This is a genomic window from Edwardsiella sp. EA181011, from assembly GCF_000800725.1.
GTDB classification, from domain to species: domain Bacteria; phylum Pseudomonadota; class Gammaproteobacteria; order Enterobacterales; family Enterobacteriaceae; genus Edwardsiella; species Edwardsiella anguillarum.
In genome coordinates, this window is sequence record NZ_CP011364.1 from 63175 (window position 1) to 88084 (window position 24910).

23 protein-coding genes and 1 pseudogene are annotated in these 24910 nt (G+C 60.8%); 11 read left to right on the forward strand and 13 right to left on the reverse strand.

Annotated features, from left to right (window positions below; genetic code table 11):
- Positions 1–133 precede the first annotated feature (133 nt).
- Positions 134–4590 (forward strand): annotated as a pseudogene (gltB, locus tag QY76_RS00265) (glutamate synthase large subunit).
- A 15-nt stretch (positions 4591–4605) separates the two neighbouring features.
- A complete protein-coding gene (locus QY76_RS00270) occupies positions 4606–6024 on the forward strand; it encodes an FAD-dependent oxidoreductase (RefSeq protein ID WP_045425287.1) in 1419 nt (472 codons plus the stop codon).
- Here the strand turns inward: QY76_RS00270 and QY76_RS00275 are convergent.
- On the reverse strand, positions 6009–7010 hold the full coding sequence (locus QY76_RS00275; protein ID WP_045425532.1) for a LysR family transcriptional regulator: 1002 nt from the start codon (positions 7008–7010) through the stop codon (positions 6009–6011). The genes QY76_RS00270 and QY76_RS00275 overlap by 16 nt on opposite strands.
- A gap of 396 nt (positions 7011–7406) precedes the next feature.
- Here QY76_RS00275 and QY76_RS00280 point away from each other — a divergent pair, with 396 nt between their 5' ends.
- The 6 genes from QY76_RS00280 to nanQ all read left to right on the forward strand — a co-directional run bounded on the left by QY76_RS00280 (position 7407) and on the right by nanQ (position 12857).
- A complete protein-coding gene (locus QY76_RS00280; RefSeq protein ID WP_034162773.1) occupies positions 7407–9203 on the forward strand; it encodes an aryl-sulfate sulfotransferase in 1797 nt (598 codons plus the stop codon).
- A 62-nt stretch (positions 9204–9265) separates the two neighbouring features.
- Complete coding sequence (locus QY76_RS00285) at positions 9266–9937, forward strand: thiol:disulfide interchange protein DsbA/DsbL (protein ID WP_034162774.1); 672 nt, start codon at positions 9266–9268, stop codon at positions 9935–9937.
- A 16-nt stretch (positions 9938–9953) separates the two neighbouring features.
- Complete coding sequence (gene dsbI, locus QY76_RS00290) at positions 9954–10655, forward strand: protein-disulfide oxidoreductase DsbI (RefSeq protein WP_034162775.1); 702 nt, start codon at positions 9954–9956, stop codon at positions 10653–10655.
- A gap of 165 nt (positions 10656–10820) precedes the next feature.
- A complete protein-coding gene (locus QY76_RS00295; RefSeq protein ID WP_034162776.1) occupies positions 10821–11528 on the forward strand; it encodes an N-acetylmannosamine-6-phosphate 2-epimerase in 708 nt (235 codons plus the stop codon).
- Positions 11509–12384, forward strand: a complete 876-nt coding sequence (locus QY76_RS00300; RefSeq protein WP_034162777.1) for an N-acetylmannosamine kinase — start codon at positions 11509–11511, stop codon at positions 12382–12384. The genes QY76_RS00295 and QY76_RS00300 overlap by 20 nt, the downstream gene beginning before the upstream one ends.
- Positions 12381–12857: an N-acetylneuraminate anomerase gene (gene nanQ / locus QY76_RS00305; protein ID WP_034162778.1), complete on the forward strand. Its 477-nt coding sequence runs from the start codon at positions 12381–12383 to the stop codon at positions 12855–12857. The genes QY76_RS00300 and nanQ overlap by 4 nt, the downstream gene beginning before the upstream one ends.
- Before the next feature lie 213 nt (positions 12858–13070).
- On the opposite strand, the gene sspB is transcribed toward nanQ, so the two are convergent.
- The 5 genes from sspB to zapE all read right to left on the reverse strand — a co-directional run bounded on the left by sspB (position 13071) and on the right by zapE (position 16752).
- Positions 13071–13565: a ClpXP protease specificity-enhancing factor gene (gene sspB / locus QY76_RS00310; protein ID WP_034162779.1), complete on the reverse strand. Its 495-nt coding sequence runs from the start codon at positions 13563–13565 to the stop codon at positions 13071–13073.
- Positions 13566–13567: 2 nt separating this feature from the next.
- A complete protein-coding gene (gene sspA, locus QY76_RS00315; RefSeq protein ID WP_045425290.1) occupies positions 13568–14209 on the reverse strand; it encodes a stringent starvation protein SspA in 642 nt (213 codons plus the stop codon).
- A 335-nt stretch (positions 14210–14544) separates the two neighbouring features.
- Positions 14545–14937, reverse strand: a complete 393-nt coding sequence (gene rpsI / locus QY76_RS00320) for a 30S ribosomal protein S9 (protein WP_005281735.1) — start codon at positions 14935–14937, stop codon at positions 14545–14547.
- 14 nt (positions 14938–14951) lie between these two features.
- The gene (gene rplM / locus QY76_RS00325; RefSeq protein ID WP_005281730.1) at positions 14952–15380 is read right to left on the reverse strand and encodes a 50S ribosomal protein L13; all 429 of its coding nucleotides are present in this window, start codon (positions 15378–15380) and stop codon (positions 14952–14954) included.
- A 256-nt stretch (positions 15381–15636) separates the two neighbouring features.
- A complete protein-coding gene (gene zapE / locus QY76_RS00330; protein WP_174434949.1) occupies positions 15637–16752 on the reverse strand; it encodes a cell division protein ZapE in 1116 nt (371 codons plus the stop codon).
- A 215-nt stretch (positions 16753–16967) separates the two neighbouring features.
- Between zapE and zapG the strand changes: the two genes are divergently transcribed.
- The 3 genes from zapG to degS all read left to right on the forward strand — a co-directional run bounded on the left by zapG (position 16968) and on the right by degS (position 19964).
- A complete protein-coding gene (gene zapG / locus QY76_RS00335; RefSeq protein WP_034162781.1) occupies positions 16968–17360 on the forward strand; it encodes a Z-ring associated protein ZapG in 393 nt (130 codons plus the stop codon).
- 155 nt (positions 17361–17515) lie between these two features.
- Positions 17516–18811, forward strand: coding sequence for a Do family serine endopeptidase (locus QY76_RS00340; RefSeq protein WP_034162782.1), 1296 nt, complete (start codon positions 17516–17518; stop codon positions 18809–18811).
- Between the two features lie 91 nt (positions 18812–18902).
- Complete coding sequence (gene degS, locus QY76_RS00345; protein ID WP_045425298.1) at positions 18903–19964, forward strand: outer membrane-stress sensor serine endopeptidase DegS; 1062 nt, start codon at positions 18903–18905, stop codon at positions 19962–19964.
- Positions 19965–20045: 81 nt separating this feature from the next.
- Here the strand turns inward: degS and murA are convergent, their stop codons facing one another.
- From murA to mlaF, 7 genes are all read right to left on the reverse strand, one after another.
- A complete protein-coding gene (gene murA, locus QY76_RS00350; protein ID WP_034162785.1) occupies positions 20046–21302 on the reverse strand; it encodes a UDP-N-acetylglucosamine 1-carboxyvinyltransferase in 1257 nt (418 codons plus the stop codon).
- Between the two features lie 59 nt (positions 21303–21361).
- The gene (ibaG, locus tag QY76_RS00355; protein ID WP_045425301.1) at positions 21362–21616 is read right to left on the reverse strand and encodes a BolA family iron metabolism protein IbaG; all 255 of its coding nucleotides are present in this window, start codon (positions 21614–21616) and stop codon (positions 21362–21364) included.
- Positions 21617–21756: 140 nt separating this feature from the next.
- Positions 21757–22071, reverse strand: coding sequence for a lipid asymmetry maintenance protein MlaB (gene mlaB, locus QY76_RS00360; RefSeq protein WP_034162787.1), 315 nt, complete (start codon positions 22069–22071; stop codon positions 21757–21759).
- Positions 22068–22718: a phospholipid-binding protein MlaC gene (gene mlaC / locus QY76_RS00365; RefSeq protein WP_045425304.1), complete on the reverse strand. Its 651-nt coding sequence runs from the start codon at positions 22716–22718 to the stop codon at positions 22068–22070. The genes mlaB and mlaC overlap by 4 nt, the downstream gene beginning before the upstream one ends.
- Before the next feature lie 20 nt (positions 22719–22738).
- Positions 22739–23272: an outer membrane lipid asymmetry maintenance protein MlaD gene (gene mlaD, locus QY76_RS00370; protein WP_012847378.1), complete on the reverse strand. Its 534-nt coding sequence runs from the start codon at positions 23270–23272 to the stop codon at positions 22739–22741.
- 4 nt (positions 23273–23276) lie between these two features.
- Positions 23277–24059, reverse strand: a complete 783-nt coding sequence (mlaE, locus tag QY76_RS00375) for a lipid asymmetry maintenance ABC transporter permease subunit MlaE (protein WP_034162790.1) — start codon at positions 24057–24059, stop codon at positions 23277–23279.
- Positions 24049–24879 carry a phospholipid ABC transporter ATP-binding protein MlaF gene (gene mlaF / locus QY76_RS00380; protein ID WP_034162791.1) on the reverse strand — a complete coding sequence of 277 codons (831 nt, stop codon included), beginning with the start codon at positions 24877–24879 and terminating at the stop codon, positions 24049–24051. Before mlaF ends, mlaE begins: the two co-directional genes overlap by 11 nt.
- Positions 24880–24910 lie beyond the last annotated feature (31 nt).

The window sequence follows — 24910 nt, forward strand, 5'->3', positions numbered from 1 at the left end:
CAGTGTGCTTGTGAATACTGATGCAGGCGGCTGCCCGACGGGCGCCCCCGGTCAAACGACCGAGAACCTGCCAGCCACAGGCCGCTGCGCCCGGCGGTGGGGGCCGCGCAGAGCTTGGGGAGGTTCACTGAATATGTTGTACGATGCATCCCATGAACGGGACAACTGCGGCTTCGGCCTGATTGCCCATATAGAAGGCGAACCGAGTCACAAAGTCGTGCGTACCGCCATTCATGCGCTGGCGCGCATGCAGCACCGCGGCGCCATCCTGGCCGACGGCAAAACCGGCGACGGCTGCGGCCTGCTGCTACAAAAGCCCGATCGCTTCCTGCGCATGGTGGCAGAAGAGCGTGGCTGGCGACTGGCCAAGAACTATGCCGTCGGTATGCTGTTCCTCAGCCGCGACGAAGAGCGAGCAGGAGCCGCTCGGCGCATCGTTGAGGAGGAGCTACAGAACGAGACCCTCTCCATCGTGGGGTGGCGCGACGTCCCCGTCAACCAAGAGGTGCTGGGCGACATCGCGCTCTCCTCTATGCCGCACATTGCGCAAATCTTCATCAATGCCCCGGCCGGATGGCGCCCGCGGGATCTGGAGCGCCGTCTGTTTATCGCCCGCCGGCGCATAGAAAAGCGCATCGAGGATCCGGATTTCTATGTCTGCAGCCTCTCGAATCTGGTTACCATCTACAAAGGGCTGTGCATGCCCGCCGACCTGCCGCGCTTTTACCACGATTTGGCTGACCTGCGCATGGAGTCGGCCATCTGCCTGTTCCACCAGCGCTTCTCGACCAACACCGTACCACGCTGGCCGCTGGCGCAGCCGTTTCGTTATCTGGCACACAACGGTGAAATCAACACCATCACCGGTAATCGTCAGTGGGCACGGGCACGAACCTACAAATTTAAGACGCCGCTGATCCCCGATCTGCAGGACGCCGCCCCCTTTGTCAACGAAACCGGCTCTGACTCCAGCTCTCTCGACAACATGCTGGAGCTGCTGTTAAGCGGGGGGATGGATATTGTGCGCGCCATGCGTCTGCTGGTGCCGCCGGCCTGGCAGAACAACCCAGACATGGATCCCGACCTACGCGCCTTCTTCGACTTTAATTCGATGCATATGGAACCCTGGGATGGCCCGGCCGGCATCGTGATGTCAGACGGACGTTTCGCCGCCTGTAACCTAGATCGCAACGGCCTGCGTCCCGCGCGCTATGTGATAACCAAAGACAGGCTGATCACCTGCGCCTCAGAGGTAGGAATTTGGGACTATCAGCCGGATGAAGTGGTGGAGAAAGGGCGCGTCGGCCCCGGCGAACTGATGGTGATCGACACCCGCGCCGGGCAGATCCTGCACTCGCGGGAAACCGACGACGATCTGAAAAGCCGCCACCCCTATCGCGAATGGATGGAGAAAAATGTCCGGCGCCTGATCCCCTTTGAGGATCTGCCCGATGAGCGGGTCGGCAGCCGTACGCTGGACGATGCGGCGCTGCTCACTTACCAAAAACAGTTTGCCTACAGTCAGGAAGAGATCGACCAGACCCTGCGGGTGCTAGGGGAGAACGGCCAGGAAGCGACCGGCTCAATGGGCGACGATACGCCCTTTGCCGTCCTCTCCAGCCGCCCGCGCCTCATCTATGATTACTTCCGCCAGCAGTTCGCCCAGGTCACCAATCCGCCGATCGATCCGCTGCGCGAAGCCCACGTCATGTCGCTCTCCACCAGCATCGGGCGCGAAATGAACGTCTTCTGTGAAGCCGAGGGACAGGCGCACCGCCTTAATTTTAAGTCGCCGGTGCTGCTCTACTCTGACTTCGCCCAGCTGATCGGGCAGGAAAAAGAGCACTATCGCGCCGAAACCCTGGATATCACCTTCGATCCCGGGCAGCAGGATCTGCAACTGGCCCTCGCCGCCCTGTGCGACGAGGCCGAAGCCCAGGTGCGCCGCGGCGCGGTGCTGCTGGTTCTGTCCGATCGCGCCATCGGCGCCCAGCGTTTGCCGATCCCGGCGCCGATGGCCGTCGGGGCGGTGCAGCGGCGCCTGGTCGAACAGAGCCTGCGCTGCGACGCCAACATCATTGTCGAAACCGCCAGCGCCCGCGACCCGCATCACTTTGCCGTGCTGCTTGGCTTTGGCGCCACCGCAATCTACCCCTATCTGGCCTATGAAACCCTGGCCAAGCTGGTGGACAGCGGAGCCATCGCGCGCAGCTACCGCCAGGTGATGCTGAACTACCGCAACGGGATTAATAAAGGGCTGTACAAGATCATGTCCAAAATGGGCATCTCCACGGTGGCCTCTTACCGCTGCTCCAAGCTGTTTGAGGCCGTCGGCCTCCACCCCGCGATCTGCGATCTGTGCTTCCCCGGGGTCGTCAGCCGCATCGGTGGAGCGACCTTCAGCGACTTCCAGCAGGATCTGCACAATCTGTCCCGCCGAGCCTGGCTGCCGCGCCAGCCCTTGGATCAGGGGGGACTGCTGAAATATGTCCACGACGGTGAGTACCACGCTTACAACCCCGATGTGGTGCAGGCTCTACAGCAGGCGGTCCAGAGCGGCGACTATCGCGACTACCAGCGTTACGCTAGCCTGGTCAACCTGCGCCCGATCACCACCCTGCGCGATCTGCTGGCGCTGCGCCCCGTCGCGCAGCCCTTGGCGCTGGAGCAGGTTGAGGCGGAAAGCGCCCTGTTCCAACGCTTCGATACGGCGGCCATGTCCATCGGCGCGCTGAGCCCCGAGGCCCATGAGGCGCTGGCCCAGGCGATGAACGGCCTGGGCGGCTTCTCCAACTCCGGCGAAGGCGGAGAGGATCCGGCGCGCTACAACACCGATAAAGCCTCGCGTATCAAACAGGTCGCCTCCGGGCGCTTCGGCGTCACGCCCGCCTATCTGGTCAACGCCGATGTGATCCAGATTAAAGTGGCGCAGGGCGCCAAGCCGGGCGAAGGGGGTCAGCTGCCCGGCGATAAGGTGACCCCGTACATTGCCCGACTGCGCTATTCGGTGCCCGGCGTCACGCTGATCTCTCCCCCGCCACACCACGATATCTACTCTATCGAAGACCTGGCGCAGCTGATCTTCGATCTCAAACAGGTCAATCCGCGGGCGCTGATCTCCGTTAAGCTGGTCTCTGAACCAGGCGTGGGCACCATCGCGACCGGGGTCGCCAAGGCCTATGCCGACCTGATCACCATCGCGGGCTATGACGGCGGCACCGGCGCGAGCCCGCTCTCCTCCGTGAAACACGCGGGGTGTCCCTGGGAGCTCGGCCTGGTAGAGACCCAGCAGGCGCTGGTAGCCAACGGGCTGCGCCATAAAATCCGTCTGCAGGTGGACGGTGGCCTGAAGAGCGGCGCCGATATCATCAAAGCCGCGATCCTCGGCGCGGAAAGCTTCGGCTTCGGCACCGGTCCCATGGTGGCGCTGGGCTGCAAGTATCTGCGGATCTGCCACCTCAATAACTGCGCAACCGGCGTCGCCACCCAGGATGAAAAGCTGCGCCGCGACCACTTCCACGGCCTGCCGCTGCGCGTGACCCACTACTTCCACTTTATTGCGCGGGAAACCCGCGAGCTGATGGCACAGCTGGGCGTCAGCCGCTTGGTCGACCTGATCGGTCGCACCGATCTGCTGACGGTACTGGAAGGAGAGACCGCCAAGCAGAGCCGCCTGGATCTCGCGCCTCTGCTACATACGGCCACGCCGCATCCGGGCAAGGGACTGCACTGCAGCGAAGGCAACCCCCCTTCGATTCGGGGCAGCTCAACCAAAGCCTGCTGTCTCAGCTACAGGAGAATATCGCGGCCCGTCAGGGGCGCACGCTGTTCTGCGACATCCATAACACGGATCGCTCGGTGGGCGCCTCGCTTTCCGGAGCCATCGCCGAACGCTACGGTGAGCAGGGCATGGCCGCCTCACCGCTGAAGATCCAGTTTAGCGGTACCGCAGGTCAGAGCTTTGGCGTGTGGAATGCCGCGGGCCTCGAGCTAACCCTGACCGGCGATGCCAACGACTATGTCGGTAAGGGCATGGCGGGCGGCCGTATCGTCATCCGACCGCCGGTCGGCTCCGCCTTCCGCAGCCATGAGGCCAGCATCATCGGCAACACCTGTCTGTACGGCGCCACCGGTGGCAGGCTGTTCGCCGCCGGGCGTGCCGGCGAGCGCTTTGCCGTGCGTAACTCCGGCGCCCTCACCGTAGTTGAGGGGATCGGGGATAACGGCTGTGAATACATGACCGGCGGTATCGTCTGCGTGTTAGGCCGCACCGGTATCAACTTCGGCGCGGGCATGACCGGTGGGTTTGCCTATGTGCTCGATGAAGACGGCGAGTTCCGCCAGCGCGTCAACGCCGAGCTGGTTGAGGTGCTGGACATGGCGGCGCTGCCCATCCACGAGGAGCACCTGCGCGGGCTGATCACCGAGCACGTCCGGCTGACGGGATCCGGGCGCGCAGAGACCATCCTAGCCGACTGGCCACAGTGGGCCGCGCGCTTTGTCTTGATCAAGCCGAAATCCAGCGACGTGAAAGCGCTACTGGGACACCGTAGCCGCTCCGCAGCCGAGCTGCGCGTGCAGGCACAATAAGGGGGCGGAGAAATCATGAGTCAGAATGTCTATCAGTTTATCGACCTACAGCGTATCGATCCGCCGAAAAAGCCGCTAAAGCAGCGCCAGGGCGAATTTATCGAGATCTATGAACCCTTCTCCGACGGCCAGGCGCAAGCGCAGGCCGATCGCTGTCTCTCCTGCGGTAACCCCTACTGCGAATGGCGCTGCCCGCTGCATAATTACATTCCTAACTGGCTGAAGCTGGCCAACGAAGGACGTATTTGGGATGCGGCGACGCTCAGCCATCAGACCAACAGCCTGCCGGAGGTGTGCGGCCGGGTCTGCCCGCAGGATCGCCTATGCGAAGGCGCCTGCACGCTGCATGATGAGTTCGGCGCCGTCACGATCGGCAGCGTAGAGCGCTACATTACCGACAAAGCGCTGGCCGAGGGGTGGACGCCGGATCTCAGCGGCGTACAGCCCACCGGGAAACGGGTCGCCATCGTCGGCGCCGGCCCCGCGGGCCTTGCCTGTGCCGACGTGCTGGCCCGCAGCGGCGTACAGGCCGAACTCTTCGATCGCCACCCGGAGATCGGCGGACTGCTCACCTTTGGCATTCCCGCGTTTAAATTGGAAAAGCAGGTTATGGTCCGCCGGCGCGAGATTTTCAGCGCCATGGGGATCCGTTTCCATCTGAATACCGAGATCGGACGCGATATCACGCTGGAGAGTCTGCTGAGCCAGTTTGACGCAGTCTTTCTCGGCGTTGGCACCTACCAGGCCCTCCCCGGTGGACTGGAGCAGGAGGAGGCCAGCGGCGTACACTCCGCCCTGCCCTACCTTATCGCCACTGCCCGCCATCTGATGGGCTACCCCGAGGATCCTCAGACCCCCCACGTCTCCATGCATGGCAAACGGGTGGTGGTGCTCGGCGGGGGAGACACCGCCATGGACTGCGTACGCAGCGCCCTGCGCCAGGGGGCCACCCAGGTCACCTGCGCCTATCGCCGCGATGAGGACAATATGCCCGGCTCCCGGCGCGAAGTGAAAAACGCCCGCGAAGAGGGCGCTGCGTTTCGTTTCAACCTGCAGCCGCTGGCCATTGAAACCAACGCCGCCGGGCGGGTGTGCGGCGTTCGCATGGCACAAACAGCGCTAGCGGATCCCGATGCCGCCGGCCGACGCGCCGTGCGTCTCGTGCCCAACGCCGAGGTCACGCTGGCAGCCGATGCGGTGATACTGGCGTTCGGTTTCCGCCCGCACGCCATGACATGGCTGGCGGAGCACGGCGTGGATCTCGATGCCCAAGGGCGCATCATCGCCGCAGACCACGGCGACTATCCCCATCAGACCAGTAACCCGCAGATTTTCGCCGGCGGCGATGCGGTACGCGGATCCGATCTGGTGGTGACCGCCATCGCAGAGGGACGCCGCGCGGCTCAGGGTATCCTAAGCTATCTCTGCGTGTAGCACTCTGCGCCGGCGCGGCCTCCCGCGGCGTCGGCGTTATCCCGTCCCCTCTCCAGCGCCGCCTCCTCCGAGACAAAGCGCAAAAACAGCGCCCGTAGCCACTGGATCACCGGATCATGGTGTACCCGATGATGCCAGATCAGCCGTGTATAGAAGGCGGTCTCACCATCGGGATAGGGTAGGATCGCCAGGTTGGCCATCTGGGAGAAATGGCGGGCGGTCTGGGTGGGCAAGGTCAGGACAAAGTCGGTCTGCGCCAGGATCATCGGTGCCGCCAAAAAATAGGGCACTGACATGGCGACATCATAGTCTTTTCCCTGACGATGAACCGCGTTACCCACCGTGGCGCCAGGCTGGCCGTCGTGCAGGCTCACCTGCAGCCGACGATAGGCGTTAATCTGCGCTAAGGTCGGCGTCTCCCCACGCAGCATCTGACGCGCCAGCGGATGCCCCTGACGCACCAGGCAGGAAAAGGTGGTCTTAAACAGATTGGCCTCGTGAAAATCGGCCGGAATGTCGATCAGCGGATAGATAGCCAGATCCATGCGGCCGAACTTCAGGCTAGAAAACAGATCGTCACCGATGGGCAAGATCTCGATTCGCGCATTGGGCGCTTGCTGGAACAATGACTTCACGACCCGTGAAAAGATCATCCAGACACCGTTGTCCACCGCGCCCAAGTACAGGGTACGCCGCAGCGCCTGCGGCTCGAACTCATAGGGCATCGTCAAATGATCCAGCGCCTGCAGCGCAGCGGTGACCCGCGGCATCAGCTCTCGGGCACGTGGCGTGGCCTGCATACCATAGCCCCCCTTCACAAACAGCTGATCCTGAAAGACGGCGCGCAGCTTACTCAACGCCCGGCTCGCCGCCGCCTGACTCAGGCCAACCCGGCCTGCGGCCTGCGTCAAAGAGCCGGTTTCCGCCAGCGCGCGGAACAGAGCCAGTCGCTCACTGTCTACGGCCACATTATTCATTTTACGCATGATCATTATCCGGAAATAAGCATTTATCTCCGAATAGAGATAACCTAATATCGGTATAAAAGAAATAAAGCCTGCGGTTAATTACGTGATACGTATCAAATAATAATATTATGGCGCCGTCAAACATATACGCATCATCAAACACATCAATTAATAATAAATAAAAATAATTCAAGCAAGATTAAATTCAACAATATATATTCACCTGCGTAATATCTTGGTTTATCACGACAATGATAACCATCCATCATTGCTCATCATCGCCCTATTTATGCTGCGCCCTGCGGCGTAGCAGATACCGAATTCCCCTTTTGGGATAGCGCGGACGGCATGCAACCCAACGTGGGCTGTCCACTGATGATAAAAATGGATTTATTGCAAAGTCAGGAGAATACCATGCTCAGCACAACCAGAAAAACGCTGGTCGCAGGTGCCATTGCATTCGCCATCGGCGCCGTCTCTCCCACCGTTCACGCCGCCGGCATGCCGGCAGCCCCAGCCGTCGGTAATCTCGGCTCCGTCGTGGTTGACCCCTATGGCAACTCACCGCTCACGGCATTAATCAACCTGAATGGACACACCATCTCCGATGTTAAAGTCACCGTGCAAGGGAAAGGAAAAAATGGCGTTGCCGTCAGTTATCCCGTCGGCAAATCATCCCTGTTAACCTACGATGGCATTCCTATCTTTGGCCTGTATCAAAAACATGATAACCAGGTCACAGTTGAATATAAGGAGGGTGGAAAACTCAAAAAAGATGCCTATACCATCCGAACCTCTGCCATCGTCAATAAATATATGGATAACCGCTCACTCACCGATTTACAGCAGGTGAAACCGGTTAAAGTTGCCAAAGGGTTTGAGGACCGTCTCTATTTAGTCAATACCCATACCTTTACCTCGCAGGGATCTGATCTGCACTGGAGCGGCGAAAAAGATAAAAATGCCGGTCTGCTGGATGCGAGCCCGGCGACCGGATCCCTGCCATTCGATATCGCGCCCTTTACCTTTGTTGTCGACACCCAGGGTGAATATCGCTGGTGGCTGAATCAAGATACGCTCTATAACGGCCATGATGTTGACATCAACCAGCGCGGCTATCTGATGGGGATCCGGGAAACGCCGCGCGGAACCTTTACCGCCGTGCAGGGGCAGCGCTGGTACGAGTTCGACATGATGGGCCAGATCTTGAATAATCACCGTCTACCGCGCGGCTACCTCGACGCCACCCATGAGTCGATCGAGATCCCTAACGGCAACGTAATGCTGCGCGTCGGCAAACGCAACTACCTGCGCGACGATGGGCAGCGCGTACACACCATCCGCGACCATATTCTGGAGGTGGACAAGGCCGGACGGGTGGTCGACGTCTGGGATCTTAACCTGATCCTCGATCCGCTGCGCGACAGCCTACTCGGCGCGCTCGACGCCGGCGCCGTCTGCGTTAACGTCGATCTGGACCACGCGGGCAAACAGGCCAAGCTGGAGCCGGATACGCCGTTTGGCGATGCACTGGGCGTCGGCCCAGGGCGTAACTGGGCCCACGTCAACTCCATCGCCTACGATCCTAAAGACGACAGCATCATCCTCTCCTCCCGTCACCAGGGAGTCATCAAAATTGGCCGCGACAAGCAGGTGAAGTGGATCCTGGCACCGGCTGAGGGCTGGAACGAGAAGCTCTCCGCCAAGCTGCTCAAGCCGGTTGATGCGCAGAATAAACCACTGAACTGCAGCGCCAAGGGTGTCTGCGAAAACAGCGATTTCGATTTCACTTATACCCAGCACACCGCCTGGCTATCGCCCAAGGGCACCCTGACGGTCTTCGACAATGGCGATGGCCGCCACCTGGAGCAGCCGGCGCTGCCCACCATGAAATATTCACGCATCGTGGAGTACAAGATCGATGAAAAGAATATGACCGTGCAGCAGCTCTGGGAGTATGGCAAGGATCGAGGCTATGAATGGTATAACCCGATCACTTCGATCGTCGAATACCAGCCGGATCGCGACACCATGTTCAGCTTCGGCGGCTCCACCAATCTGTTTGAGCCGGGCCAGCCGACCACCGGTCGCCTAAATGAGATCGACTACAAGACCAAAGACGTCAAGGTCGAGCTGGACGTGCTGTCCGACAAGGCTAACCAAACCCATTACCGTGCGGCGCTGATCCGGCCGCAGGGGCTGTTCCTGTAACGTCCATGGGCGTATCCCTGGATACGCCCATTCCGTATCGCTTTAGGAAAGGAGTCTCCACTATGCATTTAACGCTGGGTAAAACACACCTGAAAGCCCTACTGGGCGCCACACTGCTGACCTGCGCCTTCGGCGCGGCCGCCTTTAGCGAAGGCACGGACTACGTGGTGTTGGAAAAGCCGATTCCCAACGCCCAGAAGACTCTGATCAAGGTCTTCAGCTACGACTGCCCCTTCTGCTACAAGTATGATAAGGCGGTCACCGGCCCCGTCAGCGAAAAGGTTAAGGATGTCGTACGCTTCGAGCCGTACCACCTGGATACCAAAGGTGTCTATGGACCACAGGGCAGCGAAATTCTCGCCGTGCTGCTCAATAAGGATCGCGCCGCCGGTGTCTCCATCTTCGACGATGCCTCTCAGTTCAAAAAGGCCAAGTTTGCCTACTACGCGGCCTACCACGATAAAAAAGAGCGCTGGAAGGATGGCAAGGATCCGGCTGCCTTTACCCAAACCGGGCTGGACGCCGCCGGCCTGAGCCACGCCGATCTGGAGGAGGGGCTGAAGGATCCCGCGGTACAAAAGACCCTGGGTGAATGGAAGGCCTCCGCCTACGACGTAGCCAAGATCCAGGGCGTACCGGCCTATGTAGTCAACGGTAAATATCTGATCATGACCAAGAGCATCAAATCCGTCGACTCCATGGCCGATTTAGTCAAAGAACTGGCTGCCAAGTAGCCTAAGGATGATCGCTATGTTTGCAAAGATGTGGAGTGACCTGCGCCAAAATCCGGTCGAAACGCTGGTTCGCTGGCAGGAGCGGCGCTTTCTCTGGCTGCTGATGGCCCTGGTCATGGGCGGACTGATCGTCCTGGCGCATGCCTTTTTTCAGATCTATCTGTACATGGCCCCCTGTGAACAGTGCGTCTATATCCGCTTTGCCATGCTGATCATGGTTATCGGCGGACTGGTCGCGGCGATCAACCCACGCAATCTGGCGCTGAAGCTGTTCGGCTGTATCGCCGCCTTCTATGGCGCCATCATCGGCATGGGATACTCCATCAAACTGAACGGGATCCATCATGCGGTGCACAGCCCGGACGCGCTGTTTGGCGTACAGGGATGCTCCACCGATCCCCACTTTCCCTTTGGACTGCCCCTGGCCGAGTGGTCACCCTCTTGGTTTAAGCCGACCGGCGACTGCGGTTATGATGCACCGGTGGTGCCACAGGGGGTGGCGCTGGACAGCGTACAGCAGTGGTTTATCGACATATACGTGCAGGCTGAGGGCTGGTATCTGATCCCCTCCATGCAGTTTATGAATATGGCGCAGGCCTGTTTCCTGGCCTTTGCGCTGTGCTTTGCGATCCTAGTGATCATGAGCGTCGCCTGGGCTATCCATCTGCTGCGCCGTCGCGCGATGCCCGCGGACCATACCGCCTCTACCCCCCGCTAAATCGCTGGCGGAGTTTAACTCCGCCACCGCTTTCCCCTGTGGTACGCTCACCAACGATAGTTTGACCCTACTCACGCTTTGCTGCATTTTACCTTGATGGAGTATTGCTCCATAATATAAATTCATATGGAGTTCAATTTTAAAGCGTAATCAAGGTGAGGTGTCATGTCTGTATTCACCACTCTGCAACAGCATATTCAACGCAACGGTGCCCTGATCGTCTCCTGCCAACCGGTGCCGGGTAGCCCGATGGATAACCCGGAGATCGTCGCCGCCATGGCCGCGGCCGCGGCCCAGGCGGGAGCCGCCGCGCTGCGTATCGAGGGCGTGGCCAACCTGCAGGCGGTGCGCCCGCGCGTCACCCTGCCGATTATCGGGATCATCAAACGCGATCTGGATGACTCGCCGGTACGCATTACCCCCTTCCTGCGCGATATTGACGATCTGGTTCAGGCCGGCGCCGATATCATCGCCTTTGATGGCACCCAGCGTCCCCGCCCGGAGCGGCGGGAGGCCCTGCTGGCGCGCATACAGCACCATGGGCGTCTGGCGATGGCCGACTGCTCCTCGCTGGAAGATGGGCTGTACTGTCAGCGCCTCGGCTGCGATTTTATCGGTACCACGCTCTCCGGCTATACCCAGGGTGAGACGCCCTGCGAGCCCGATTTTGCACTGGTGCACGCGCTGAGCAATGCCGGGTGCAGGGTGATTGCCGAAGGGCGCTACAACACGCCTGCGCAGGCGGCGCAGGCGTTATCCCAAGGGGCCTGGGCCGTCACCGTCGGCTCGGCCATCACCCGCATTGAGCACATCTGTCAGTGGTATTGCCAGGCTCTCCAGGCGGAGGCGCATCATGAATACGCTGGCCATTGATCTGGGCGGAACCAAGCTGGCAGCAGCGCTGGTCGATACCAACGGCCAGCTCAGCCAACGCTGCGAGGTCGCCACGCCGGTCAGCGGTGACCCGGAGGCCCTAACGCAGGCGCTCTCCCAGCTAATCACCCACTATCGAGGAATGGCAGACAGGGTTGCCGTCGCCTCTACCGGCATTATCCATCAGGGGATCCTCAGCGCCCTGAATCCCGATAACCTGGGCGGACTGAACCGTTTTCCGCTGCAGGCGTGCGTTGAGAGGCTCAGCGCGCTGCCCTGCCACCTTCTCAACGATGCCCAGGCCGCGGCCTGGGCTGAGTATCTTGCCCTGACCCCCAGCGGTCAGGATATGGCGTTCATTACGGTATCGACCGGCGTCGGCGGCGGGCTGGTGCTCAACGGCCGCCTTCAGATCGGGCGCGCTGCCTTCGCTGGCCACATTGGCCATACACTGGCCGATCCGGCGGGACCACGCTGCGGCTGCGGGCGTAGCGGCTGCGTAGAGTCCATCGCCTCAGGGCGGGCTATCGCCGCGGCGGCGCAGGGCGATCTGGCTGGCCTCGATGCCCGCGCTATTTTTCAACGGGCCGCCGCCGGCGATGCCCAGGCACAGCGGCTCATCGCCCGCTCGGCCCAGGCGATCGCTCAGCTGATCGCCGATCTGCGGGCGACGCTGGATATTCAGTGCGCGGTGATCGGCGGCAGCGTCGGCCTGGCTCCAGGCTATCTGGCTCAGGTTCAGCATTTTCTGCGGCAGATGCCGCACGCTTACCACGCCACGCTGTATTCAGCCCGCCATCAACGCGATGCCGGCCTGATCGGCGCGGCACTCTGGAGTCGGAGAGAAACGACATGATACTTGGACATATTGATGATTTAGCCCAGCGCAGCGACCTGCCGAACCCTATTCGCCGCGCGCTGCAGCGCGCGCTGGAAGCCGGCGCAGCGCAGCAGGAAAACGGTACTCACCCCATCGACGGCGAGCGGCTGTACATGAATGTCATGACGCTGACGCCACAGGAGGCGGAGGAAAAACTGGGCGAGATACACCGCGACTATCTGGATATTCAGCTGGTGCTGCAGGGCGAGGAGCGCATCGACTTCGCCCTGGCAGGCCAGGCGCGCGAATGCCAAGCCTACCAGCAGGAGGGAGACTATCAGCTGTGTGCCGCCATGGCGCAGCCGCAGCGCCTGATCATGACGCCGGGGATGTTTGCCGTCTTTCTCCCCGGAGAGCCCCATAAGCCCGGCTGTATCAGCCGGACGTCAGACCCCATTAGGAAAGTCGTCGTCAAGCTGCACCGCGACTGTCTTAAGGAAGAGAAATAACGACGGTTCTGGCCATGGCTCCCGGCATACCCCTGCCGGCGATGTCCGCCATCCTCTTTGACGTGTGATCGCCCTGCTCCCCCTATGCGGGGCATCACACTTTTTTCTCTTTTCCCCACGGGCCACGCGAGAACAAAACAAAACCCCCTGCTAGGCAGGGGGGTTCAACAGAAAAAAACCGGGATCAAATCCCGGTCTCTATTAACGTTCGCGTTATTTTACCACGCGTAGGGCCGGACGGCCGCGCGGCGGAGGCTCATCGCCGCCGTCATCCTCGTCTGCGGGCGTGGGGTTATCCGGCGAGCGATCGCCGTCGATCAGCGTCATGGCCGGCTCATCGCTTTCCATCTCGGCGCGCGTCTCATCGCCATCCTGGTCATAGGCGGCCTCGGGCTCAAACATCGTACCGGCGCCGTTTTCACGCGCATAGATAGCCATCACCGCCGCCATGGGCACATATACCTGACGCGGTACGCCGCCGAAGCGGGCGTTAAAGCGCACCGCATCATCCGCCAGCTCTAGCCCACCAACGGCGCGTGGCGCGATATTCAGGACAATCTGCCCATCGCGCGCGTACTCCATCGGCACCATCACGTCGGCGCAGTGTACATCCACCACCAGATGCGGCGTCAGCTGATTATCCAGCAGCCAGTCATAGAAGGCGCGCAGCAGGAAGGGACGACGCGGTGACATTTGCGACAGCTCCATCATCAGCCCCGGGTATGCAGACGCATTTCACGCTCAGCCTCGGTCAGCGAGGCCAAGAAAGCATCACGCTCAAAGACACGCGTCATATAGCCTTTCAGCTCTTTGGCACCCGCGCCGCTCAGCTCGATGCCCAGCACCGGCAGACGCCACAGCAGCGGCGCCAGATAGCAGTCCACCAGGCTGAACTCATCGCTCATAAAGTACGGTTTCTGGGCGAAGACCGGCGCGATAGCCAGCAGCTCTTCACGCAGCTGTTTGCGGGCGGCGTCCGCCTCCTGAGCGCTGCCTTTTTCGATCTTGTACAGCAGAGAGTACCAGTCACGCTCGATCTGGTGCATAAACAGGCGGCTCTCGCCGCGGGAAACCGGGTAGACCGGCATCAGCGGTGGATGCGGGAAGCGCTCATCAAGGTATTCCATGATGATGCGAGATTCATACAGCGTCAGCTCGCGGTCAACCAGCGTCGGCACCGTGCGGTAGGGGTTGAGGTCGATCAGATCCTGCGGCAGATTGTCCATATCCACCTGCTCGATCTCGACGCTGACACCCTTCTCAGCCAGGACAATGCGCACTTGATGGCTAAAGATGTCGGTCGGCCCGGAAAACAGCGTCATTACCGAACGTTTGTTGGCAGCGACAGCCATGAAAACCTCCAAGTTTATCTAGAAAACGGTATGAACAGGTGCCCGTCAGGCTCTACACAGAGAGACGCGCAGCGCCTGTTGCACGGTTACGGGCGCAAAAAGGCAAGACAACGAAAACATTGACTTATCCCGACCTGCGGCGCTCAAATTTTATACGTTGCAACAGGAGACAAAAGTGAATGCTAGTTTACCAGAAATTGGCGTACTTGTGGGGGGCAGATAATGATTTCATGGATAAAATCCTTTACAGCGAATAAACCAACGCCGTACGGAAATAAAAAAACCCGGCCAGGCCGGGTTTTTTAGCATTAAGGATCTGCCGAAGCAGAAACCCATTAACGCTTGGAGAACTGCGGACGACGACGTGCTTTGCGCAGACCGACTTTCTTACGTTCAACCTGACGAGCGTCACGAGTGACGAAGCCAGCTTTACGCAGTTCAGAGCGCAGAGTTTCATCGTACTCCATCAGAGCGCGGGTGATACCGTGACGGATCGCACCTGCCTGACCAGAGATACCACCACCTTTAACAGTGATGTACAGATCCAGTTTTTCAACCATGTCGACCAGTTCCAGCGGCTGACGAACTACCATGCGGGCAGTTTCGCGACCGAAGTACTGTTCCAGAGAACGCTGGTTGATAACGATTTTACCGCTACCCGGTTTGATAAATACGCGAGCGGCGGAGCTTTTGCGGCGACCAGTGCCGTAGTATTGATTTTCAGCCATTGCCTATATCCCGATTAAATGTCCAGAACCTGCGGTTGCTGCGCCGCGTGATTGTGCTCGTTGCCCGCGTAAACTTTCAGTTTACGGAACATTGCACGACCCAGCGGGCCTTTCGGCAGCATGCCTTTAACCGCGATTTCAATTACACGCTCAGGATGGCGAGCAATCATCTCTTCAAAGGTCGCTTCTTTGATACCGCCGATGTGGCCAGTATGGTGGAAATACTTCTTGTCCAGGCGCTTGTTACCGGTTACGGCAACTTTTTCTGCGTTCAGGACGATGATGTAATCACCAGTATCCACATGCGGGGTATACTCCGCCTTGTGCTTGCCGCGCAGGCGACGAGCCAGTTCAGTTGCCAAACGGCCTAAAGTTTTGCCGGTAGCATCAACAACATACCAGTCGCGTTTTACGGTTTCTGGTTTAGCTGTAAAAGTTTTCATTAAAAGCTTACCCAATTTTTAGTTACACGTTGGTGAACACAACGCTTCGATTTTCAGTGTTGAGGTTCACACGACCATCGTCCAGCAAACCTACCCCTTCGAATAGAGCCATGCCGGCACATAAAGTTTTTGGGAAAAAAACTTTGTTGTAACGTGGGGTCGCGAGATTATAGAGAAGTCGGCCTCAAAGATCGATCGCTTTTTCGCGCAACGGCGGAATTTATTGCCCGCGCGTGGCGATGCTCTCCGTGCGCGCTCATGGCCGATGCGGCAGGCTCAGGTAGGCTTCGCTCTGCATCTCCTGCAGACGAGACAGGCAGCGCTGATATTCAAACGCCAGGCGTTCGCCGCGATAAAGCTCGCACATATCGCAGGCCGCGCTGATAATCAGCGTCACCCGGCGCTCATAGAACTCATCCACCAGCGCCAGAAAACGCCGGGCGCACGCTTCACGGTCGGCACCCATCGTGCTGACCCCGTACAACAGCACCGTATGATAGCGCTGGGCCAGCGCAATGTAATCCCGTGAGCTGCAGGGCGCCTCGCACAGCGCAGAGAAATGCAGCGCCACCACCGCCTCTGCGCGCCGCAGCACCGGCAGCGGACGATGGTTGATCGTCAGCGTACCGCCGATCTGCCCCGCCTGACCGGCCAAGCGCAGAAACAGCGCGTCCATGGCCTGCTCCGTGTCCGCCCCCAGCGGCGTCAGGTACAGGTGCGCTCGGGTCAGGGTCCGCAGGCGGTAATCGGTCCCCCCGTCAACGTTCAGCACCTGGCAGTGCGTCTGGATTTGGGCGATGGCGGGCAGAAAGCGGCCGCGCTGCAGGCCGTTGGGGTAAAGCTGCGCCGGAGGAATATTGGACGTGGCGACCAGCGTCACCCCGCGCGTAAACAGCGCCGGCAGCAGAGTGCCCAGCAGCATGGCGTCGCCGATGTCCGTCACAAAAAACTCGTCGAAGCACAGCACATCCGCCTGTGCTGACAGCGCATCTGCCAGCGCCGACAGCGGATCGGCCTGTCCCTGTTTATCCGCCAGCGACTCATGCACCCACAGCATGAATCGGTGAAAGTGCAGACGCTGCTTGCGCTGCCCTGGCAGAGTGTCAAAAAACAGATCCATCAGCCAGGTTTTCCCCCGACCAACGCCCCCCCACAGATAGAGTCCAACGATGGGCTCGGCGATTCGCCTCCCGCCGAGCCAGCGGGGCAGCCGAGTTCGCCACGCGGCAGGCCCGGCGGTATGCCAGCGCGCCGTCCACCGACGGTGGATCTCATCCAGCGCCTCTACCGCCCGCTGCTGAGCGGCGTCCGGCTGATAGTCACCGGCGGCCAGGGCCGTGCGGTAGCGGGCCAGCGGCGTATCGTACGTCAGGGCATAGGGCGAGGACATCGGCGTGGGTATCCTTATTCTGCATTATGGACGACGGTGCAACCGCCTGCGTCATCCCCTTCAGTGAGTCATAACCATATGCAAAATAGCGACGGGATTCCACTCTGGCTCGGTTAGCGGTTATAGTGTGGGTATTAGGGGATGTCCCGTAACTGCGTAATCACACGAGCAGGATTGTTCAGACAATAGGAGTCACCATGACTTGGGAGTATGCGCTTATTGGTTTGGTTGTCGGCCTCATCATCGGTGCGCTGGCGATGCGCTTTGGCAACCGGAAACTGCGCCAGCAGAAAACGCTGCAGGATGAGCTAGAGAAAAGTAAAACCGATCTGGATCAGTACCGTCAGGAGCTGGTCAACCATTTTGCCCGCAGCGCCGAGTTGCTCGACAACATGGCGAAAGATTACCGTCAGCTGTACCAGCACATGGCGACCAGCTCAAATAATCTGCTGCCGGATATGCCAGCGCATGATAATCCGTTCCGCTACCGTCTGACGGAAGCGGATAACGATCAGGCGCCGGTCGAGATCCCGCCGCGCGATTATTCCGAGGGCGCCTCCGGCCTGCTGCGCGCCGATCGCCACGATTGACCTATCACGCGCCGCCCGACGGCGCTGATGCGCTCTGCGCGTACCCTGGATAGTCTTTCCTCCGGCGGTGCGCGTCATCGCGCGCGGCGCCGCTGTTTCCTCTTTTTTCCCTTACTCCGTCGCAGCCCTTGCGCCACAGATTGCAGGATGGTGCCATGACCCGCAGATCGCTTCCCCTTCTCCTCGCGCTGAGCCTGACGCTCGGCGCGCTGCCCACGGTCCAGGCATCGCTGCCGGCGACCCTGAACGGCCAGCCGCTGCCCAGCCTGGCGCCCATGCTGGCCAGGGTACTGCCGGCCGTGGTCAGTATCTATGTCGAGGGCGGACAGACGCCGCGCCAGCGCCGCATGGAAGGACTCGGCTCCGGCGTAATCATTAACGCGGATAAAGGCTACGTTCTGACCAATAACCACGTCATCCGCGATGCCCGAACGATCCGAGTGCAGCTGGAGGACGGGCGGGAGTACCCAGCCCGGCTGATCGGTCGCGATGCCGCCGCTGACATCGCGCTGCTCCAGCTGATCGATGCCCGTCATCTGACGGCCATTCCCCTGGCCGACTCCGATAAACTGCGCGTCGGCGACTTTGCCGTGGCCATCGGCAATCCCTTTGGGTTGGGGCAGACGGCCACCGCCGGTATCATCTCTGCGCTGGGGCGCAGCGGGCTCAATCTGGAGGGGCTGGAAAACTTTATTCAGACCGACGCCGCCATCAACAGCGGCAACTCCGGCGGGGCGCTGGTCAACCTTAAGGGCGAACTGATCGGGCTCAATACCGCGATCCTGGCCCCCGCCGGCGGCAACATCGGTATCGGCTTTGCGATCCCCAGCAATATGGCGCGTAGCCTGAGCGATCAGCTGATCAAATACGGTGAGGCCAAGCGCGGCGTGCTGGGTATCCGGGGCCGTGATATGACCGCCGAGCTGGCCAACGCCTTCAAGCTGGACAGCCCGCGCGGCACCTTCGTCAATGAGGTCTTGCCCAAGTCCGCCGCGGCCCGCGCCGGGATCCGAGCCGGAGACGTGCTGCTCTCTCTCAATGGCACCCCGATCACCAGCTTCGCTGCGCTGCGGGCCAAGGTGGGATCCGTCGCGCCCGGCACCGCGCTGCAGATTGGGCTGCTGCGTAACGGCAAGCCGATGAGCGTAACCGTTACGCTGGAAAACCGGGCGCTGGCCAGCGTGCAGGGAGAGACGCTGACGCCGGCGCTTGCCGGGGCGAGCCTCAGCCCCGGAGAGGTCCAGGGAACGCCGGGGATCCGCATCGATACGCTAGAGAAGGGATCGCCGGCGGCACAGATCGGCCTGCATAAGGCGGATCTGATCATCGGCGTCAACCGTCTGCGTACTCGCGATATCGCCACCCTGCGCAGCGCGCTGGCCGGCGACCCGCCGGTTATCGCGCTGCATCTGATCCGCGGCGGCGAAGGCATGTACCTCCTGCTGCGTTGATTGCCCGCACAAAATCGGGGGGAGGGCGCTGCCCCACTCCCCGTTTCTCTGTTATTCTTGCGATTACCCTTTCCGCTCTACGTTGATAACCATGCTGGTAAAACTGCTGCGCTCCACCCTGCTCGGTCTGGCTGTGGCGATCGTATTGATGATTGCTCTGCCCTCTCTGCGCCCCCACGGCCTGATACCGCTGTTCAGCAAGGCGAGCTTCGAGGAGCAGCCGGTGAGCTATAATGCGGCGGTCAGACGCGCCGCGCCGGCGGTGGTCAACGTGTATAACGGCAGCATGAGCGGCAGCAACAGCGGACTGGCGATCAAAACCCTGGGCTCTGGGGTGATCATGGATGAAAAGGGCTATATCCTGACCAATAAGCATGTGGTCAGCGCCGCCGATCAGATCGTGGTCGCCCTGCAGGATGGCCGCTGGTTCGAGGCGATGCTGGTCGGATCCGATACCCTGACGGATCTGGCGGTGCTCAAGATCCAGGCCAGTAACCTGCCGGTGATCACCATTAACCCCAAGCGGGTACCGCATATCGGTGACGTGGTGCTGGCCATCGGCAACCCCTATAACATTGGGCAGACCACGACCCAGGGGATCATCAGCGCCACCGGGCGGGTCGGCCTGAGCACCTACGGCCACCAGAACTTCCTACAGACCGATGCCTCCATTAACCACGGCAACTCCGGCGGGGCGCTGGTCAACTCGCTCGGCGAGCTGGTCGGCATCAATACCCTCTCCCTGGATAAAAGCAACGACGGCGAGACGCCAGAGGGCATCGGCTTCGCCATTCCCACCGCCCTCGCCACCAAGATCATGAGTAAGCTGATCCGCGATGGCCGGGTGATCCGCGGCTTCATCGGCATCGGCGGGCGGGAGATCGTACCGGTGCGTAATCAACCGGCCAGCGCCGAGCGTATTCAGGGGATTATCGTCAATAGCGTCGCCGCAAACGGGCCGGCGGCCCTGGCAGGGATCCACCCCGGCGATATCGTCCTCAATGTCAACGGAAAACCGGCGATCAGCGCCACGGAAACGATGGATCAGGTGGCTGAAATCCGCCCGGGCAGCGAAGTGCCAGTCATCATCATGCGTAACGGCGAACGCCTGAAGCTGAACGTGACCATCGCCGAGTTTCCCAACGTAGACTAGGGCTGGGACGCCGCGCGCCGTTCAGCGCATAAAAAAGCCCCCGGCCTGACGGCGGGGGGCTTTTTTGCGCAGCGGCGGTGATTACTCGCCCACGCGCTCAATCTGGGCGCCCATGGCGCTCAGCTTGTCTTCGATACGCTCATAGCCGCGATCGATATGATAAATCCGGTCTACCAGCGTGGTGCCCTGCGCGATACACCCGGCGATCACCAGGCTGGCGGAGGCGCGCAGATCCGTCGCCATCACCTGCGCGCCGGAGAGCGTTTCAACGCCGTGGCAGATGGCAGTATTGCCTTCGATCTCCGCGTGCGCGCCCATACGAATCAGCTCAGGGATGTGCATAAAGCGGTTTTCAAAGATGGTTTCCGTAATCACCCCGGTGCCTTCCGCCACCAGGTTCAGCAGGCTGAACTGCGCCTGCATATCGGTCGGGAAACCCGGATGGGGCGCGGTGCGCACCGTGACCGCCTTCGGGCGCTGCCCGTGCATATCCAGCGATATCCAGTCTTCGCCCACCTCGATATCCGCCCCGGCCTCACGCAGCTTGGCCAGCACCGCATCCAGGGTATCCGGGCGGGTGTGACGGCAGACGACGCGCCCGCGTGAGACCGCGGCGGCCACCAGGAACGTCCCGGTTTCGATGCGATCCGGCAACACGCGGTAAACCCCACCGCCCAGACGCTCGACCCCTTCAATGATGATGCGATCGGTGCCGGCGCCGCTGATCTTCGCACCTAGCGTATTCAGGAAACCAGCGGTATCGACGATCTCTGGCTCGCGAGCGGCATTTTCAATCACAGTGGTGCCCTGCGCCAGCGTGGCGGCGCTCATGATGGTCACGGTTGCGCCAACGCTGACCTTGTCCATCACGATATGCGCTCCCTGCAGACGCCCCTGCACGGAGGCTTTCACGTAGCCCTCTTCCAGGCGGATCTCCGCCCCCAACTGCTCGAGACCGGAGATGTGCAGATCCACCGGGCGAGCCCCGATGGCGCAGCCGCCTGGCAGCGAGACCTGGCCGCGACCAAAGCGCGCCACCAGCGGTCCCAGCGCCCAAATCGAGGCGCGCATGGTCTTCACCAACTCATAGGGGGCGCACAGTTCGTTGACGCCGCTGGCGTCGACGTGCACCGAGCCGTTACGCTCAACCTTGGCCCCCAGCTGACTGAGCAGCTTCATGGTGGTGTCAATGTCGCGCAGCTTGGGGACATTTTGGATCTCTACCGGCTCTTCAGCCAGCAGCGCGGCAAACAGGATCGGCAGGGCGGCGTTCTTGGCGCCGGAAATCGTCACCTCACCGTCGAGACGGGTCGGCCCCTGCAAACGAAATTTATCCATTTAATTGCGTTCTCGCTTAATCAGTTATCTACCGCCGCCCGTTGGCCGACGGCGCAAAATCACAGACCGCTCAGCTTGCGGTCGCGCTGCCACTCGTCGAGCGTATAGGCTTTGATGGTCAGTGCATGAATACGGTTGTCCGCAATGTACTCCATCAGCGGGGCGTAAACCGCCTGCTGCTGCTTAACCCGGCTCATCCCGGCAAACAGCTCACCCACTACGATAACCTGAAAATGGCTACCGTCTCCGGTGACATGGACCTCTTGTAGGGCCAATGCCTTCATCAGCACGTCTTTGATTTGATCATTGTTCATGGCGTTCGAGTCTTTTCGGGTTACCAAGCCTATGCAATAGGCGAATAGGCTGTACATATTAGAGGAAAGTGGCGTCGGCTTAAACAGTGAAAAGCCCCCATCGGCGCCGCTGACGGGGGCTTGATGATTATTGCGAGGGATTACGCAAGGTTAGCCGAAGGCGCAGCGCACAGTACGATATCCTGCAGGTTATACAGGGTGATCAGGGTGCGCAGGCGCTCACTGACGCCCCGCAGCGGTATCGGCGCCTCCGGGCTCAGGTTTTGCACATGCAGCAGCAGAGCCAGCCCCGCCGAATCCACCCGCGACAGCTCGCTGATATCCACACACGCGATGCCCGTCAGCAGCGTCTGGCGCTGCTGCCAGAGCGCGTCCAGCGAATCGCACTCCAGCGTCCCCTGCAGGTACAGGGTCGCATCGACGCGCCGCCAGCGCAGTTCACCTCCCGCTGTCACTGCTTGGCGTCCAGCGTAATGGGCTGCTTGGCCACGGCGATCAGCTGCTGCGTCAGGCCATCAACCCCTTTCTCACGCAGAATGGCGGCCCACTCGTTCTGCTTGGTGGTGATCATGCTGACCCCCTCGGCAATCATGTCAAACGCCTGCCAATGGCCGGTCTGGGTGTTTTTGCGCCATTGGAAGTCCAGACGCACCGGCGGACGCCCCTGATTGTCAAAGATCGTGACCCGGATAGTCACGATAGAGGCATCGCCCAGCGGGCGCTCCGCGGCCACCTCATAGCGCTGGCCGTGATACAGCGCCAGCGCCTGGCCATACACCTGCTCCAGATAGCTCTGGAACGCCTTAAAGTAGGCGTCGCGCTGCGCCGGTGTCGCACCGCGGTAATACTGGCCCAGCACCAGCGCACCGGCATACTTCACCTGCACATAGGGCATCAGCTCTTCACGCACGATCGTGCGCAGATAGTCGGGGTCCTGCTTGATACGCGGCTGCTCGCTCTTCAGGCGGCTAAAGGTCGCGGCGGCGGCCTGATTCATCAGGGTATAAGGGTTGCTTTGGTCCAGCGTCGGCGCGGCGCTGGCCTGCGCGGAGAACCAGGGCGCCACGCACAGCAGCGCGGCCATCACAATACGTTTCAACATGTTCAACATCCTCGCTGTGATTAATGTGCGACGGGCGCCGGCGTATTGCCGGCGGGAGCGGTACTGGCGGAGGCGTTACCGTTCTCGCCGCCGCTCTTATACAGGAACTGCCCGATCAAATCCTCCAGCACGATGGCTGACTTGGTATCCTGAATAGTGCCACCGTCTTTTAGAATGGCCGTGCCCATCTCCGGATCTTCAAACCCGACGTTGAGGGCCAGATACTGCTCTCCCAGCAGGCCAGAGGTCCGGATCGCCAGGGAGCTGGTGTCGGGAATATGGTTGTAGCGCTGGTCAATGTCCATCGCCACCCGCGGCAGATAGGTCTGAGGATCCAGCGAAATCTCCGCCACCCGGCCAATCACGACGCCGCCGATTTTCACCGGAGAGCGCGCCTTCAGACCGCCGACGTTATCAAACGTAGCGTACAGACGATACGTCGGCTCGCTCCCCAGCGATTTCACGTTGGCCACCTGTAGACAGAGGAAAACGGCGGCACACAGGGCAATCAGCATAAACAGACCGACCCACACTTCAGCTTTTTTCGTTTGCATTGCATCAATTCCCAAACATCAGTGCCGTCAGCACAAAATCCAAACCTAAAACCGCCAGCGACGCATGCACGACGGTACGCGTCGTCGCACGACTGATCCCAGCCGAGGTGGGGACCGCATCATAGCCGTTGAACAGCGCGATCCACATGACCGTTATGGCGAAGACCAGGCTCTTGATCAGACAGTTCAGCAGATCGGTGCGATAGTCCACCGCTCCCTGCATCGCCGACCAGAAGAAGCCCGCGTCGATGCCTTTCCAGTCCACGCCGACCACCGAGCCGCCCCAGATTCCCACGGCGACAAAGATCACCGTCAGCAGCGGCATGCTGATCACCCCGGCCCAGAAGCGCGGCGCGACCACGCGCCGCAGCGGATCGACCGCCATCATCTCCAGGCTAGAGAGCTGCTCCGTCGCCTTCATCAGGCCGATTTCCGCGGTCAGCGCCGAGCCGGCGCGGCCGGCGAACAGCAGGGCGGTCACCACCGGCCCCAGCTCGCGCAGCAGCGACAGCGCCACCATCATGCCCAGGCTGGCTTCGGCGCTGTAGGTCGTCAGCACCAGATACCCCTGTAGTCCCAGCACCATGCCGATAAACAGCCCTGAAACGATGATGATCAGCAGGGACTGAACCCCGACGCTGTACAGCTGGCGGCGCAGCAGCGGCCACTGCTTGCCCGGCTCTGGCCGGCCAACCAGCGCGCTAAAGAGCATCAGCCCGGCGCGGCCAAAGGCGGCGCAGACCCGGATTCCACGGCGTCCAAAGGCCGCCACTCCATTAAGCAACATGTGATGAGCCCTCCCCCGACGCCAGCAGCGCATGGCGATAGTCACCCGCCGGATAGCGGAAAGGCACCGGCCCATCGGCGATGCCGTCAAGGAACTGGCGCACCCGCGGATCCCGATTAGCACGCAGCGACTGCCGATCGCCGTGCGCGATGACGCGCTGCTCCGCCACGATATACGCGTGGTCGGCGATACTCAGCACCTCGGGGACATCGTGCGATACCACCACGCAGGTGATGCCCAGCGCGTGATTCAGCTCATCGATCAGCTTCACCAACACGCCCATGGTGATCGGATCCTGGCCGACAAAGGGCTCATCGAACAGGATCATCTGCGGATCGAGCGCGATAGCCCTAGCCAGCGCCGCCCGGCGTGCCATGCCGCCGGACAGCTCTGATGGCATGAGATCGGCGGCACCGCGTAGTCCCACGGCCTCCAGCTTCATCAGCACGGTGGTGCGCAGCAGGATCTCCGGCAGCCACGTATGCTCGCGCAGTGGAAAGGCCACGTTGTCAAACACGCTGAGATCGGTAAACAGCGCGCCGGACTGAAACAGCATGCTCATCTTCTTACGTGCTTCAAACAGGCGGCCGCGGGAGAGCGCCGGAATATTCTCCCCATCGAACCAAATCTCCCCGCAATCCGGGCGTAGCTGGCCGCCGATCAGACGCAGCAGGGTGGTTTTACCGATCCCCGATGGCCCCATGATCGCCGTCACCTTCCCACGCGGAACGGTCAGATTAATGTCGGTAAAAATCTGGCGATTTCCGCGGCTAAAGCTCATTCCACGGATATCCACCAGATTATTTTCCTGATGATTCATCCACAATTATTCCTGGTTATTGATAAGCTAA